Annotated in this window: 13 protein-coding genes; 9 read left to right on the top strand and 4 right to left on the bottom strand. The window is 59.5% G+C overall.

Features of this window, described 5'->3' with window-relative positions; genetic code table 11:
* Positions 1-60: 60 nt before the first annotated feature.
* The 6 genes from ACOYXH_RS10125 to ACOYXH_RS10100 all read left to right on the top strand — a co-directional run bounded on the left by ACOYXH_RS10125 (position 61) and on the right by ACOYXH_RS10100 (position 6723).
* Positions 61-1137 (top strand): alpha/beta hydrolase family protein, encoded by a 1077-nt coding sequence (locus ACOYXH_RS10125; protein ID WP_095049961.1) that lies wholly within the window; start codon positions 61-63, stop codon positions 1135-1137.
* Between the two features lie 2 nt (positions 1138-1139).
* Positions 1140-1550, top strand: a complete 411-nt coding sequence (locus tag ACOYXH_RS10120; RefSeq protein ID WP_460410631.1) for a GFA family protein — start codon at positions 1140-1142, stop codon at positions 1548-1550.
* Positions 1551-1598: 48 nt separating this feature from the next.
* Entirely contained in the window at positions 1599-1982 is a 384-nt protein-coding gene (locus ACOYXH_RS10115; protein ID WP_095049959.1) for a hypothetical protein, read from the top strand.
* Positions 1983-2088: 106 nt separating this feature from the next.
* On the top strand, positions 2089-2928 hold the full coding sequence (yghU, locus tag ACOYXH_RS10110; RefSeq protein WP_095049958.1) for a glutathione-dependent disulfide-bond oxidoreductase: 840 nt from the start codon (positions 2089-2091) through the stop codon (positions 2926-2928).
* A 286-nt stretch (positions 2929-3214) separates the two neighbouring features.
* On the top strand, positions 3215-5392 hold the full coding sequence (locus tag ACOYXH_RS10105) for a TonB-dependent siderophore receptor (RefSeq protein WP_460410630.1): 2178 nt from the start codon (positions 3215-3217) through the stop codon (positions 5390-5392).
* A 137-nt stretch (positions 5393-5529) separates the two neighbouring features.
* Positions 5530-6723 (top strand): GAF domain-containing sensor histidine kinase, encoded by a 1194-nt coding sequence (locus ACOYXH_RS10100; RefSeq protein WP_460410629.1) that lies wholly within the window; start codon positions 5530-5532, stop codon positions 6721-6723.
* On the opposite strand, the gene ACOYXH_RS10095 is transcribed toward ACOYXH_RS10100, so the two are convergent.
* The 3 genes from ACOYXH_RS10095 to ACOYXH_RS10085 all read right to left on the bottom strand — a co-directional run bounded on the left by ACOYXH_RS10095 (position 6720) and on the right by ACOYXH_RS10085 (position 9175).
* On the bottom strand, positions 6720-7361 hold the full coding sequence (locus ACOYXH_RS10095) for a LysE family translocator (protein WP_095049955.1): 642 nt from the start codon (positions 7359-7361) through the stop codon (positions 6720-6722). The genes ACOYXH_RS10100 and ACOYXH_RS10095 overlap by 4 nt on opposite strands.
* A 741-nt stretch (positions 7362-8102) precedes the next feature.
* Positions 8103-8444 carry a hypothetical protein gene (locus tag ACOYXH_RS10090; RefSeq protein WP_095126388.1) on the bottom strand — a complete coding sequence of 114 codons (342 nt, stop codon included), beginning with the start codon at positions 8442-8444 and terminating at the stop codon, positions 8103-8105.
* A gap of 86 nt (positions 8445-8530) precedes the next feature.
* On the bottom strand, positions 8531-9175 hold the full coding sequence (locus ACOYXH_RS10085; RefSeq protein ID WP_186624323.1) for an ATPase: 645 nt from the start codon (positions 9173-9175) through the stop codon (positions 8531-8533).
* Positions 9176-9346: 171 nt separating this feature from the next.
* Here ACOYXH_RS10085 and ACOYXH_RS10080 point away from each other — a divergent pair, with 171 nt between their 5' ends.
* From ACOYXH_RS10080 to ACOYXH_RS10070, 3 genes are all read left to right on the top strand, one after another.
* The gene (locus ACOYXH_RS10080; RefSeq protein WP_093433206.1) at positions 9347-9595 is read left to right on the top strand and encodes a hypothetical protein; all 249 of its coding nucleotides are present in this window, start codon (positions 9347-9349) and stop codon (positions 9593-9595) included.
* A gap of 147 nt (positions 9596-9742) precedes the next feature.
* Complete coding sequence (locus tag ACOYXH_RS10075; protein WP_460410628.1) at positions 9743-10900, top strand: GGDEF domain-containing protein; 1158 nt, start codon at positions 9743-9745, stop codon at positions 10898-10900.
* Between the two features lie 8 nt (positions 10901-10908).
* On the top strand, positions 10909-11424 hold the full coding sequence (locus tag ACOYXH_RS10070; RefSeq protein WP_220558775.1) for a PaaI family thioesterase: 516 nt from the start codon (positions 10909-10911) through the stop codon (positions 11422-11424).
* Between the two features lie 283 nt (positions 11425-11707).
* On the opposite strand, the gene ACOYXH_RS10065 is transcribed toward ACOYXH_RS10070, so the two are convergent.
* Positions 11708-13906 carry an OsmC domain/YcaO domain-containing protein gene (locus tag ACOYXH_RS10065; protein ID WP_220558774.1) on the bottom strand — a complete coding sequence of 733 codons (2199 nt, stop codon included), beginning with the start codon at positions 13904-13906 and terminating at the stop codon, positions 11708-11710.
* Positions 13907-13988 lie beyond the last annotated feature (82 nt).

Genomic DNA, 13988 nt, shown 5'->3' with positions numbered 1-13988 from the left:
GCGCGCGAAATCGGGCAAAGTCCACCTCGCCCAATCGGCCCATCACGGAAGATAACAACAATGAAAAAAACGCTCACTGCCCTGCTACTGATCTGCTTGAGCAGCCACGCCTTCGCTGACGCCCAACCCGTTGGTTTCCAGTACGCCACGCTGGCGGATCCGCGCAATGAGCGCCCGGTAGAAATGGTCGTCTGGTACCCGAGTGCGACCACCGCTGCGACGCCACAATTGTTCGGCGACAACCCGGTCTTCGTCGGTGCGCCTGCGGTGCTCGACGCCCCGGCCGCCAAGGGCGAGCATCCATTGGTAGTGCTGTCCCACGGCAATGGCGGTAGCTGGATCAACCAGACATGGCTGGCCAGTGCACTGGCCCATCAAGGTTACATCGTCGCGGCGGTCAACCACCCCGGCACCACCAGTCGCGACCGCAGCCCGCAAGCAGCGGCGCAGCTGTGGCAACGCCCCGTTGACCTCAGCCGCGCCATCGATGCCGTGACGGCTCAGCCAGAAAAATTCGGCGCAGTGACCAAGGATCGAATTGCTGTTGTGGGCCATTCTCTCGGCGGCTGGACAGTGCTCGAAACCGGCGGCGCGCGCTTCGACCCCGAACGATTTGCCGAAGACTGCAAGGTCCACACGCAACTCGCCAGTTGCACCGCCTACCAACAAATGAACACTGCAAACACTGCGCAAGCGAAAGCTCAATTGGCCGCCGACTGGCGTGACAAGCGCGTCACTGCCGTGGTTTCACTGGATCTGGGCCTGTCGCGCGGGATGACCGACGCCAGCCTCGCGGCCTACCCCGTGCCGATCCTGGTGATCGCTGCCGGCGTGCCGTCGAAAGAACTGCCCGCTGAACTGGAGTCCGTCGACCTCGCCAAACGTCTGCCAAAAACCTCATCGCATTTCGTCGAGATCAGCGACGCCAGTCACTTCAGTTTCATGGCAATCTGCAAACCTGGCGCCGTGGCCATGCTCGACGAGGATGTACCGGGCGACAGCATCATCTGCACCGATGGCGACGGTGGTCGTCCGCGTGCGGTCATTCAGCAACAGGTGATTTCCCTGATCAGCGGGTTTCTGGCGCCGTCACCTGCCCCCTTGAAACAAGCCATTACCTACAAGGATTCGCAATAACAATGCTCACGCCCTCCCCTCAGACCTTCCGGGGCAGTTGCCTGTGCGGAGCGGTGAAATACCAGATCCGTTCGCGGCCCAAGGCGCTTTCGCATTGCCATTGCAGCCAGTGCCGCAAAAGCCACGGCGCGGCGTTTGCCAGCTATGGCAGCGTGCAGCGCCAGAACCTGGAATTGCTGGAAGGTGCTGACCAGCTGAAGTCGTATCAATCGTCTGAATCGGTACAACGCCAGTTCTGCACGCACTGCGGCTCGTCGCTGTTCTGGGCAAGCAATCAAGGGGAATTCAACGACTGGATCTCGGTTGCGCTGGGCACACTCGACACGACGTTCACCACGGAAAAACAGCAACACGTGGAAGTAACATCGAAGGCGCCGTGGTTTGAAATCAAGGATCAATGGCCGCAGCGCTGAGGCTGAAAGATTCATTTATCAGACGTTGCTTCACCCGTTGGAGATCAGATGAAACGCTCAAAAATTGCGGCGTTGGCTGCGCTGGTAATGGCCGCAATAACTGTCATTTCACTGCAGATGTTTCTGTACGACGCCGAGATAACCATGGCTCAGGCATCCATGGGCAGCGTGCCTGTCCAATTGGTCGCACAAATCCTGATCACCATCGCCACTCATCTGTTCGTCGTCCTGATGGTGCCAACGCTCTTGATCGCCTACAGGAAGTACCTCGCCGGCTATGCGGTGCTTGCCCTGTCCCTCGCGGCCTACGCCCAGATGACCACAGGGCTGGGCGTGATCGGGCCGATGATCGCGGTCATCGCCGTCTCGATCCTGGGTTTTTATGGCTTCAGAAAAGCCAGCGAATGGGTTCGCTACCTGCGCGCGAAATGACTGATGCGACCGATCAATCGCGCTCTGGTACAGGAAGCGGGTTCTGTGGTGTCCTGTCTATGATCAGCGAGGTATTTTTTCCACTTGCCAAGATGAGGCCCCTTAGATGAGCAAAGCGCCGTACGTTCCGCCCCAGGTCTGGAAAAACGAAGCCCCGTCCGGTGGCCAGTTCGCCAGCATCAATCGGCCGATTGCTGGCCCTACCCATGACAAAACGCTGCCAGTCGGCAAGCATCCATTGCAGCTGTACTCGCTGGCCACGCCCAACGGCGTCAAAGTGACGATTCTGCTGGAAGAGCTGCTGGCGTTGGGGCACAGCGCTGCCGAGTACGATGCGTGGCTGATCCGCATTGGCGAGGGCGATCAGTTCTCCAGCGGGTTTGTCGAGATCAACCCCAATTCGAAAATCCCGGCGCTGCTCGATCGCAGTGTCGAGCCGCCCATTCGCGTATTCGAATCGGGTTCGATCCTGCTGTACCTGGCGGAAAAATTCGGCGCATTCCTGCCGAAGGATCCGGCGGGCCGTACCGAAACCTTGAACTGGCTGTTCTGGCAAATGGGCTCGGCGCCCTACTTGGGCGGCGGTTTCGGGCACTTCTATGCCTATGCGCCGGAGAAGATGGAGTACCCGATCAACCGCTTCACCATGGAAGCCAAGCGGCAACTGGACGTGCTCGACCGGCGTCTGGCCGAAAGCGCCTATCTGGCCGGCGACAGCTACACCATCGCTGACATCGCAGTCTGGCCGTGGTACGGGCAATTGGTGCGCAACAATGTCTACTCAGCCGCCGAGTTTCTAGCGGCCCACGAATACACGCACGTGCAGCGCTGGGCAGAGGAGATCGCCAAACGGCCGGCCGTCATTCGCGGACAACGCGTCAATCGCACTTGGGGCGATGAAGCGACTCAAGTGCCCGAGCGGCACCAGGCCGAAGATCTGAACTGAGCCTTCTTCGCCTCACGCTCATCCGCTGAGCGTGCCCCCATCAGCAGCGCCGGCGCAGTTTCTTGTGCCGGGCCGCTGCGCCCTGATTTGCCCCTCGCACGCCCCCGAAAACTCACACGTCCCTGCCAATCCCCCGCGGTAGAGCCTCCGGTCAATTGTGAAAAATTCGTTAACTAACTGAGCCGTACGGCTTTCTTCACCCGGAATGATCTGACACACTAATGCGAATAATTCCTACACGCACTCGCACTGGATTCGTTTTCGTATCATTTGGGGAAGCAGATTGATGTCGTTTCGCACCATACACCGCCGCTCAAACCGTTCACCAAACCTGTTGGCGCTCGCCATTTGCATGGCCAGCATCCCACCGGCGCTGGCCGACGAGGCAACACCTGCCACGTCTGAAACAGCCGCGCCGGCCACGCTAGAACTGGACGCGACTGAAATCGGCGCGACCCAGATGAGCAGCACCACCGAAGACACCCAGTCCTACACCACTGGCCCGATGCGGACGGCGACCAAGCTGTCGCTGACCATGCGCGAAACGCCCCAAGCGGTAACGGTGATCACCCGTCAGCGCATGGACGACCAGAATATGACCAGCATCAACGACGTGGTGAAAGGTACGCCGGGACTGTTCCTCAGTCAGGCCAGCGGCCCGGGTCGGCAGACTTACAGTTCGCGCGGTTTCGACATCGACACCATCATGTACGACGGCCTGCCGAGTTCCTACTCGCCGTTCTCGATGGCGGTGCAACCGAACCTGGCAATGTTCGACCGCGTCGAAATTGTCCGTGGCGCGACCGGCCTGGTCACCGGTGCCGGCAACCCTTCGGCGGCGATCAACCTGGTGCGCAAACGCCCGACGGCCGATCAGCGTGTAACCCTCACCGGCGCCGCCGGCAGTTGGGATGACTACCGTGGCGAGATCGACGCCTCCAGCCCGTTGAACGAAAGCGGCACCCTGCGTGGCCGGGTGGTCAGTTCCTATCAAGGCGCCGACAGCTTCCGCGACAAGGAAGAAAACGACCATGGCCTGTTCTACGCCATCGGTGAAGCCGACCTCAGCGACAGCACCACCGCGACCCTCGGCTTCTCGCGTCAGAACGAACAGACCAACTATTTCTGGGGCGGCCTGCCGATCGGCACCAACGGCCACCACCTCGACCTGCCCCGCTCCACCTACCCGGGCACCGACTGGGAAAACCGCAAGCTGCAGATCGATACTGTGTTCGGCGAGGTCGAGCATCGTTTCGACAACGACTGGAAACTGCACGTCGCCGGCTCTTCCTCGACCCTCGACGGCGAGTTCTCCGGGACTTACCTGTCGCGTTACGCTGGCCCGCTGGAAACCACGGCCTATCAATCCCATCACACCGACAAGCAGCGCTCGCTCGACGTGTTCGCCAGTGGCCCGTTCGAAGCGTTTGGCCGCAGCCACGAACTGGTGGTCGGGGCCAGCAACCGGGTGTATGACGCGACCACCAAGGAGTACGATCCGTACACCACGGCCTGGCCGATTGGCGCACCCAAGCCTGATTTTGTACGGGACGGCAAAACCCGCAACGTCACCACCCAGGACGCGGTGTACCTGACCTCTCGCCTGAGCCTGGCCGATCCGCTGACGCTGATCCTCGGCGGCCGTCTCGACTGGTACGACTACGATGACCGCACGGCCGATGGCGACTACAAAGTCACGCGCAACCTCACCCGTTATGCCGGCCTGATCTACAAACTTGACGACCATCACTCGGTGTACGCCAGCTACACCGACATCTTCACCCCGCAAACCCAGAAGGATCTCGGCGGCAAGGTGCTCGAACCGATCGTCGGCGAAAACTACGAGGTGGGCATCAAGGGCGAGTACTTTGACGGCGCCCTCAACGCCAGTCTGGCGGTGTTCCAGATGGACCAGACCGGCCGCGCCACCCAGGCCGACAATCAGTTCGGCTGCCCGGTCCTGACCTGCTACGGCTCATCGGGCAAGGTACGCAGCCAGGGCGTGGACATGGAACTGCAAGGCGCGCTGACCGACAACTGGCAGGTCGGCGCTGGCTATACCTATACCCGCGCGCACTACATCAAGGACGAAAACCCGGCCAACAACAATCAACGTTTCGAAACCGACACGCCGGAGCATCTGTTCAAGGTGTCCACCGTCTATCGCTTCCAGGGTCCGCTGCAACACCTGCGCGTGGGCGGCAACGTTTACTGGCAAAGCCGCATGTACAACGACGTCGCTCTGGCCAATAACGGTAGCTACCGCCTTGAACAGGGCGGCTATGCGGTCACCGACCTGATGGCCGGGTACGAGGTCAACAAACACCTGGATCTGCAGGTCAACGCGAACAATATCTTTGATCGCGTCTACTACTCCGCCATCGGCTCCAATGTTACGTGGGGCTCCAACGACAACTACGGCAACCCGCGCAGCTATATGCTGACGGCGAAGTACAAGTTCTGAGTCGCTGACCTTCTGATCAGTAACAAACAAGGGCGCCGGGGAAAGCCACGGCGCCCTTGTACTTTCTGGCCTCTTCATTAGTCATGAGCAGCAATAACCGTTAGTCTCTGAGCGAACTCTTCACGAAGCATCGCGCCATGACCAATCCGGCCTTTACCCCTGATATCGACGCGATCCGCAGCATTGACGCGGTGCCAGTCATCCTGAGCATGGTCAAACACCTCACGGGCATGCGGTTCGCTGCGGTCGCACGGGTCACCGAAAGCAACTGGGTGGCATGCGCTGTCGATGACTCCATTGATTTCGGGCTCAAACCCGGTGGCGAACTGGTACTTGAATCGACCATCTGCCACGAGATCCGCCAACATAAGCAGCCGGTGATCTTCGGGCACGCCAGCGCGCACCCGGTCTTTTCGTTGCACCACACGCCGAAAACCTATGGGCTGGAAAGCTACATCTCCATTCCCATCGTCAAAGCCAATGGCGACTTCTTCGGCACGCTGTGCGCCATCGACTCGGTCCCGGCCAATATCGACGAACCGGCCATCACCAAAACACTGACCCTGTTCGCTCAATTGATCGCCATGAACCTGGACACGCAACGCCATCTGGAAGCGACCCAGATCGAGCTGAACAACGCCAATGAACTCGGGCGCCTGCGCGAGCAATTCATCGCCGTTCTCGGCCACGACTTGCGCACACCACTGAGCGCGGTGCGCATGAGCGCCGACTTGCTGGAAAGCAAAACCGAAGACAAGCGTTCGCTCAACCTGATTGCGGCGATTCGCAACAGCTCGGTGCGCATGGGCGTGTTGATCGAAAACATCCTCGACTTTGCCCGAGGACGTCTGGGTGGCGGGATTCCGGTGCAGCGCAAGTTGGTGGACGACTTGCAGCACACCCTGCAATTGACCCTCGCCGAGGTACAAGCATCCCATCCCCAAGTGGTGTTTATCCATGAACTGGATGTGCCGGCGGGCATTTATTGCGATGCGCTGCGCATCAGCCAATTGCTTTCCAATCTGCTGGGTAACGCGGCCACCCATGGCTCGAACAGCGCGCCAATCGTCCTCAAGGCGTATGCGGAAAATGACGAGATCGTGATCTCCCTGACCAACCAGGGCACACCGATTCCAGCGCAACTGATGCCACTGCTGTTTGAACCGTTCTCCCGGGCCGAGGCCGGGCAACGTTGCGAGGGTTTGGGGCTGGGGCTGTATATCGCCTCGCAGATCGCGATGGCGCACAACGGTACCTTGAGCGTGACCTCAAGCGCCGAGTCGGGAACCTGCTTCGTGGCGAGATTCCCGGCCCGGTACAAATGGCTTTAAGCCGCCTGCCGCCGCATTGTCAGAATCGCCGCGCCAAAACCGATAAAGGTCGAACCAACCACACGACTGACCCAACGGGACAACGCCGGACGGGTCAGCACGCCCTTCGCGCGCGAAGCCAGCGCGGCATAGACACTCAGTGACGACACCGACAACGCCATGAAGATCGAGGTCAGGATCAGAAACTGCGGCAGCAGCGTCGCGCCCTGATCAATGAACTGCGGAAACAACGCAGTAAAAAACATCGTCGCCTTGGGATTGGTCACCGCCGTCAGGAACGCCGACTTGTACAGCTTGCCGCGAGTCGGTCGCACTCTGCCCGCCTCACCTTCAATCCCATCCGGCAGCATCGGCCCCTTTTTGAACAATTGCTTGACCCCGAGGTAGAACAGATACCCGGCCCCGATGATCTTCACCGCGTTAAACAACACTTCAGAACTAGCCAACAACGCCCCCAGCCCCAACATCGCCGCCGCCGACAGACAGAACAGACCGCTGGCATTACCCAGCGACGACCAGATCGTGCTGCGCTGCCCGTGAGCCAGACTGTTATTGATCGCCATCAACGTCGCAGGCCCCGGGCTGGCGATAGCAATCGCCGCGACCACAGTGAAGGTCAATATCGAGTGAGAATCCATTTTCGCTGCTCGCAAGGTTGAAGATGCCGCATCTTACAACAACCGGCTGCATAGCCCAGATCAAAAGCCCCTCACCCTAACCCTCCCGAAACGTCGGACCGCCCGTAGGGAGAGGGAACTGACGGTGGTGTTTGGGAGAGTTACACCGACGTGCGATACCGCGTTGAACTCAGGCTGTGAAAAGCCCACAGATCGGCCCCCTCTCCCTCGGGAGAGGGCTGGGGTGAGGGGAAGCACCACCACAAATCCAAAGCCGACCACGCCCCGCTCTTCACCACTCAATGGGCCGAGTGTCAGCTCGCCTGCTTTTGATCTTGATCTGTAAGGTGACGTCGGAAGGCTGAGTGGAGGGATTGATCCGGGGGTGGGAGCGCAGCGACCGTTTGGCGCAGCCAAACACAGCGAGAGGAGGTGCAGCGAAGCAAACCGTAGGCGCTGCGCCCGGATCGATCCCGCAGCGAAGGAACCCCGAGCCCCAGCGAGCGGGCCGCACGTAGGAGCAAGCGTTTTTTGCTTACTTTTTTTGGCGTTTGAAAAAAAGTGAATCGCCGTAAGGGCGAAACCGTAATAAGCCATCACCGCAGCAACGGATATTCACAAAGAACACCCCGAGCATGGTCGGCCCAAAGGCCGCCAAGCCCAAACAAAAAAAAGCCCCGCAGCCACATAAGGGCGCGAGGCAAAAAATTGGTTGGTTGCGGCCAACCAAAGGAGCTCAGTCAATACGTAAAAAAGCCAAAATCAGATGCAATCCTGCGCCGCCCGCTCAAAACTCGAAGGCAAAAGATTCGAAGCCAACAAATGGCGCTCATAGATAAACACCTTGCCGCCATTACCGGCTTTATAAGCCTCCAGCACGTTGTCAGCAGAAATCTTGCTCGGCACCACAATCCGATAACTACGCTGAGTCTGCGAAACCGTCGGGTTCAACGCACTGCCCTGCAACTTCGGCACAACACAATCGGCGTACTGCGCAGGCGTCTTGCTGGTCTGCAACGTCAGGCTCGGATTGTTCGGCGCCGAAGCGCAACCGGCGAGCAGCAAAGAGGCAACGGCCAGAGCGGGCACAAATAAAAGACGCATCGGTGTCATCCTGAAAATAAAGGTTCGGTTCAACCGGCAACGGTTCAGCCTCACGGAGCCGCCGTCGCCATTTATGTTTTAAGTGATCAGCTCGACGCCACCAGCGCCTTGAGCGACACATCGAATTGCTTCAACGCGTTGAGTTGCAGGTCACGCTGCTTGCCGATCTGTGCAGCGATGGCCGGTGCCGCCTGGTTATGCACCCAGACCGAAGGCAACTGCTTCTCGACGGCGCCTTCTGCCTTGCCGATGTATTGCAGGTCGGCGTCGTAGAAGCGTGCGGTAAAACGCGCTTCAACCAGACTGTTCTGCTGCGTCAGCAAGCGGTTGAAGGTATCGAGCTTCACCACCACGTCCGGATGCGCCTGTACCAGGGCATCAAGGTTGTCGTAAACGGTTACCGACAAGAACTGTTGTTGCAGCGAACTCACCAGCCAGTCGATGGCCAGCTCCGGATCGGAACTGTCGACGAACGCTTCACGAATCCGCGAATCCAGCGCGTCTTTCGCGCCGTTGACCGCCATGTTGTGGTAACGCTCAAGGTATTGCAGGTTGTCCAGGGTGTTCTCGCTGAGCAACACACCCACGGTTTGCGAATGCTGCAACGTGGCGCTGCTGCCCGTGATGGTCTGGAAGTGACACGACCCGGCGTCGGCTGCGTAAGTCGGAGCTGTGAACAGTGCGCCGCCTGTCAGCAGGGCGACAAAAGCCAGTCGGGTCAGGGTGTTCATCGCGCAAATTCCTTGAGCTGCGTGTTCGATGGAAGCGATTTTCCGCCGAATGCCGACAAAGCAGAACTTGCGTTTCGTGATGGTCACTATTACTTCTAGCAATAGTTGCGTGACGTGCAGACTGCTACACACTCAACCACAACGAGAAAAACAGCCCGTGAGGAGTTCGCCTTGAGAACGTTTGACCTGATCCGTGACGCCGTTCTGCCCGATTTTCGCGAGCGTGTGGCCGAATATCTGGTTCAGTACGAAAGCGTATTGCTGGACAAAGGCATTACCGACCCGCAGCTCATCCAAGACACCGCCAACCAGTTGCGCGGTTACCTGCGCGGGCTTAACACCACCCGGGTGCTGGGCATGGCCTATTGGGAAGAGCTGGATCGCCGAGTTGTCGACACTTGGCTTGAACCCAAGCCATGACCGATCGGCACGGCGGTCAGGGCGGCGGCGAGCGACCGCGCCCTCCCCGCTGCCAATGATCTGCGCGGCAACACGACCTCTGCGAAAAAACCGCCCGAACGCTTACAATCGCCGGTCAAACTGCCACTCAGACAGGCTCATCAAGAAATGCCGCTCGACCCACCTACGATGCTGACCCTTTCCATCGCCCTCGCAGCCGCCGCAGCGCTGTACCTGGCGATCGAATGGCGCAGCATTCGTGAGCCTTCGCTGCTGTTCTGGAGCGCCGGTTTTGCCACCATCACGGTCGGTTCCACCTTGGCCCTGCTGCGCAGCAGCGGCTTTTTGCTGATCGGCATCTGGTTCGCCAACGGCCTGCTGGTGACCGCGCATTTCCTGTTTCTGCTCGGCGTGGCGCGCTTCACCCAGATACGCTTGTCGACGGCCTGGTACCTGATCTTTGTCACCTGGCTGGTCTTGCTGCTGTTGCCGGAGGGGCCGCTGTGGTCGAAGGTCATGCTGGCGGCCAATTCGTTGCTGGTGGCGCTGTCGACCCTCAAGGCCAGCTCGCTGCTGCGCCCCCATGGCAAATCGTTGAGCGTCGGCGCGGTGCAGTTGCGCTATGTGCTGCTCAGTCACGGGATTTTCTATGTCGCCAAAGCCTTGACCGTGGTGATCCCCGGCACGCTGATCGATCTGGCGGCGTTTCGCGGCGAGATCATTCAGATTTCCCTGGTCGAGGGTGCGATGGCAATCATGTTGATCGCCCTGTCGATGACCGGCACCGAGCGTTATCGCCGCGAAAAACAGATCGCCCGCCTCGCCGAGCGCGACCCGCTGACCGCTTTGTATAACCGCCGCGCCCTGGAAAAACGCGCGCCGCGCCTGTTCGAACACGTTTCGCCGGCGCATCCCGGCGCCTTGCTGCTGATCGACATCGACAACTTCAAACTGGTCAACGACCAATACGGCCACACCGCCGGCGATCGTTTGCTGATCGCCTTGAGCGAGATGATCCGCTCGGTGCTGCCGCGCAATGCGCTGACCGCACGCCTGGGCGGTGACGAGTTTGTCATTTTGCTCAGCAGCACATCGGGTGAGTGCGTCATGGAACTGGGCAACGCGTTGCGTGAGCAGTTTCTGAGCATGACCTCCCAGACGTTCCCCACCACGGCTGCGGTGACCCTGAGCATCGGCGCCAGCCTGTTCGACAAGCCGCCCGCGCACCTGACGGCGCTGATCGAACAAGGCGACGCCGCCCTATACGAATCGAAACGCGGCGGACGCAACCGCTTGCGCCTGACCGGACTCCCCCCTCCAGGATAATAAAAACCATGTCCAGCCTCGTTACCCCTTTGCAAGACCTCGCCGCACCTGAAGGCGTCTGCTACGGCTGCGGTGGCCGTAACCCGCACGGTCTGCACGTCAAAAGCCGCTGGCACGAAGACGGCGTTCACGTGATCGCCGAACACCTGCCCGACGCCAAGTACTGCGGCTGGCCGGACTTGGTCTACGGCGGCCTGCTCGCGATGCTGGTCGACTGCCATTCCAACTGGACGGCCATGGCCTACCACTACCGCGCTGAAAACCGCGAACCCGGCAGCCTGCCACGCATCGACTGCGTCACCGGCAACCTCGGCATCAAGTTCATCAAACCGACACCGATGGGCGTGACGTTGACTCTGCGCGCGAAAGTCGAGGGTGACGTCGGGCGCAAGACCCGGGTGATCTGTGAGGTGTTTGCCGGGGATGTGCTGACGGCCGTGGGCGATTCGGTGTTTGTGCGAGTGGATACCGGGCAACTGGCGAATGCGGCGCATGGGCGGAAAAACCAAAGCCCCTCACCCTAGCCCTCTCCCAGAGGGAGAGGGAACTGACCGAGGTGTCTGGTTGAAATACGCCGACCTGAGATATCGAATCGAACTCTGGATTCGAAAAACCCTCACCCCTGCCCTCTCCTTGGAGAGAAAAGACTGACCGAGTTGTCTGGTTGAAATACGCCGACCTGAGATATCGAGTCGAACTCTGGTGTTGAAAAGCCCACAGATCGGCTCCCTCTCCCTGGGGAGAGGGCTGGGCGGGCGGCGTTCCGATGAGGGGTGAATTCACCACCGAACCCGATGTGAAACCGGCTTAGACCTGTTTCACATTCGCCCGCGCCGTATGCAGCTTTTTATAGCTCTCAATCAAGCGCAAATGCCGATCCAGCCCTTCCAGCTTCATGCTGGTCGGCGTCAACCCGTAGAAACGCACGCTACCGTTGACCGAACCAATCGCCGCATCCATACGCTCGTCACCGAACATCCGGCGGAAGTTGGCTTCGTAGTCTTCCAGTTGCAGATCCTCGTCCAGCTCCATCTCCAACACCACGTTGACCGCTTGATAGAACAAGCCGCGCTCGACGGTGTTGTCGTTGTATTGCAGGAACGCTTCGACCAGGTCTTTAGCCTGTTCGTACTTCTGCAGCGCGAGGCAGATCAGCAGGCGCAGTTCCAGAATGGTCAACTTGCCCCACGGCGTGTTGTCGTCGAACTCGACGCCGATCAGTGTGGTGATCTCGGTGTAATCGTCCTGCTCGCTGTTTTCCAGGCCTTGGGCGAGGTTGCGCAGACCGACCTTGCTCAGGGTGTGCAGGTTGAGGATGTCGGCGCGGAATTGCAGGGCTTTGTTGGTGTTGTCCCAGATCAGGTCTTCGACCGGGTAGATCTCCGAGTAGTCCGGCACCAGGATGCGGCAAGCCTTGGCGCCGATGTGCTCATAGACCGCCATGTAGACTTCTTTGCCCATGTCTTCGAGGATACCGAACAGCGTCGCAGCTTCTTCGACGTTAGAGTTTTCGCCTTGGCCTGAGAAGTCCCACTCGACGAATTCGAAGTCCGGTTTGGCACTGAAGAAGCGCCACGACACCACACCGCTGGAATCGATGAAGTGCTCGACAAAGTTGTTCGGCTCGGTCACGGCCTGGCCGGAGAACGTCGGCTGCGGCAAGTCGTTCAAACCTTCAAAACTGCGGCCCTGCAACAGCTCGGTGAGGCTGCGCTCCAGCGCCACTTCCAGGCTCGGGTGCGCGCCGAACGAGGCGAACACGCCGCCAGTGCGCGGATTCATCAGGGTCACGCACATCACCGGGAATTCACCACCCAGCGACGCATCCTTGACCAGAACCGGGAAGCCCTGCTCTTCCAGGCCTTTGATGCCGGCGAGGATGCTCGGGTATTTCTCCAGTACTTCTTGCGGCACGTCTGGCAGGGCCATTTCGCCTTCAAGGATCTCGCGTTTGACCGCGCGCTCGAAGATTTCCGACAGGCACTGCACCTGCGCTTCGGCCAGGGTATTGCCGGCGCTCATACCGTTGCTGAGGTAAAGGTTTTCGATCAGGTTGGACGGGAAGTACACCACTTCGTTGTCGGACTGGCGCACAAACGGCAGCGAGCAGATGCCACGCTGGGTGTTGCCGGAGTTGGTGTCGAACAGGTTCGAGCCACGCAATTCGCCGTCACGGTTGTAAATCTTCAGGGTGTATTCGTCGAGAATTTCGCTCGGCAACTCGTCCTTAGGGCCTGGCTTGAACCACTTCTCGTCCGGGTAATGCACGAACTCGGCGTTAGCGATTTCTTCGCCCCAGAACTGGTCGTTGTAGAAGAAATTGCAGTTCAGGCGCTCGATGAACTCGCCCAGCGCCGAGGCCAGTGCGCCCTCTTTGGTCGCGCCCTTGCCGTTGGTGAAGCACATTGGCGAATGCGCATCGCGAATGTGCAGCGACCAGACGTTGGGCACGATGTTGCGCCACGAGGCGATTTCAATCTTCATGCCGAGGTCGGCGAGGATGCCCGACATGTTGGCGATGGTCTGCTCCAGCGGCAGGTCTTTGCCGGCGATGAAGGTGCCTGCGTCCGAACCGCCCACCGGCATCAACAAGGCCTGGGCATCGGCGTCGAGGTTTTCGACTTCTTCGATGATGAATTCCGGCCCAGTCTGCACGACCTTCTTCACCGTGCAGCGATCGATGGAACGCAGGATGCCCAGGCGATCTTTCTCGGAGATGTCCGCCGGTAATTCCACCTGGATCTTGAAGATCTGGTTGTAGCGGTTTTCCGGGTCGACGATGTTGTTCTGCGACAGGCGAATGTTTTCCGTCGGGATGCTGCGCGTGTCGCAGTACAACTTCACAAAGTACGCCGCACACAACGCCGACGACGCCAAAAAGTAGTCGAACGGCCCCGGTGCCGAACCATCGCCCTTGTAGCGGATGGGCTGATCGGCGATCACCGTGAAGTCGTCGAACTTGGCTTCAAGTCGAAGGTTGTCGAGAAAGTTGACCTTGATTTCCATGCGGGATTACCAGAATACGGCTAAACGAATGGCCGCCATTATCCGGTTTTTGCGCGGGAAGTCTTGCCCTTTCGGGATTGGC

It is taken from the genome of Pseudomonas sp. Mb7 (assembly GCF_054790525.1).
The sequence above is the reverse complement of the archived record's forward strand: the minus strand, read 5'-3'. Positions and strand labels throughout refer to the sequence as shown.

Coding starts and splice junctions, on each gene's coding strand:
- ACOYXH_RS10070 (WP_220558775.1), top strand. CDS start 10,909: ATGTCCAGCCTCGTTACCCCTTTGCAAGACCTCGCCGCACCTGAAGGC.
- ACOYXH_RS10115 (WP_095049959.1), top strand. CDS start 1,599: ATGAAACGCTCAAAAATTGCGGCGTTGGCTGCGCTGGTAATGGCCGCA.
- ACOYXH_RS10100 (WP_460410629.1), top strand. CDS start 5,530: ATGACCAATCCGGCCTTTACCCCTGATATCGACGCGATCCGCAGCATT.
- yghU (WP_095049958.1), top strand. CDS start 2,089: ATGAGCAAAGCGCCGTACGTTCCGCCCCAGGTCTGGAAAAACGAAGCC.
- ACOYXH_RS10065 (WP_220558774.1), bottom strand. CDS start 13,906: ATGGAAATCAAGGTCAACTTTCTCGACAACCTTCGACTTGAAGCCAAG.
- ACOYXH_RS10105 (WP_460410630.1), top strand. CDS start 3,215: ATGTCGTTTCGCACCATACACCGCCGCTCAAACCGTTCACCAAACCTG.
- ACOYXH_RS10095 (WP_095049955.1), bottom strand. CDS start 7,361: ATGGATTCTCACTCGATATTGACCTTCACTGTGGTCGCGGCGATTGCT.
- ACOYXH_RS10120 (WP_460410631.1), top strand. CDS start 1,140: ATGCTCACGCCCTCCCCTCAGACCTTCCGGGGCAGTTGCCTGTGCGGA.
- ACOYXH_RS10090 (WP_095126388.1), bottom strand. CDS start 8,444: ATGCGTCTTTTATTTGTGCCCGCTCTGGCCGTTGCCTCTTTGCTGCTC.
- ACOYXH_RS10075 (WP_460410628.1), top strand. CDS start 9,743: ATGCCGCTCGACCCACCTACGATGCTGACCCTTTCCATCGCCCTCGCA.
- ACOYXH_RS10125 (WP_095049961.1), top strand. CDS start 61: ATGAAAAAAACGCTCACTGCCCTGCTACTGATCTGCTTGAGCAGCCAC.
- ACOYXH_RS10085 (WP_186624323.1), bottom strand. CDS start 9,175: ATGAACACCCTGACCCGACTGGCTTTTGTCGCCCTGCTGACAGGCGGC.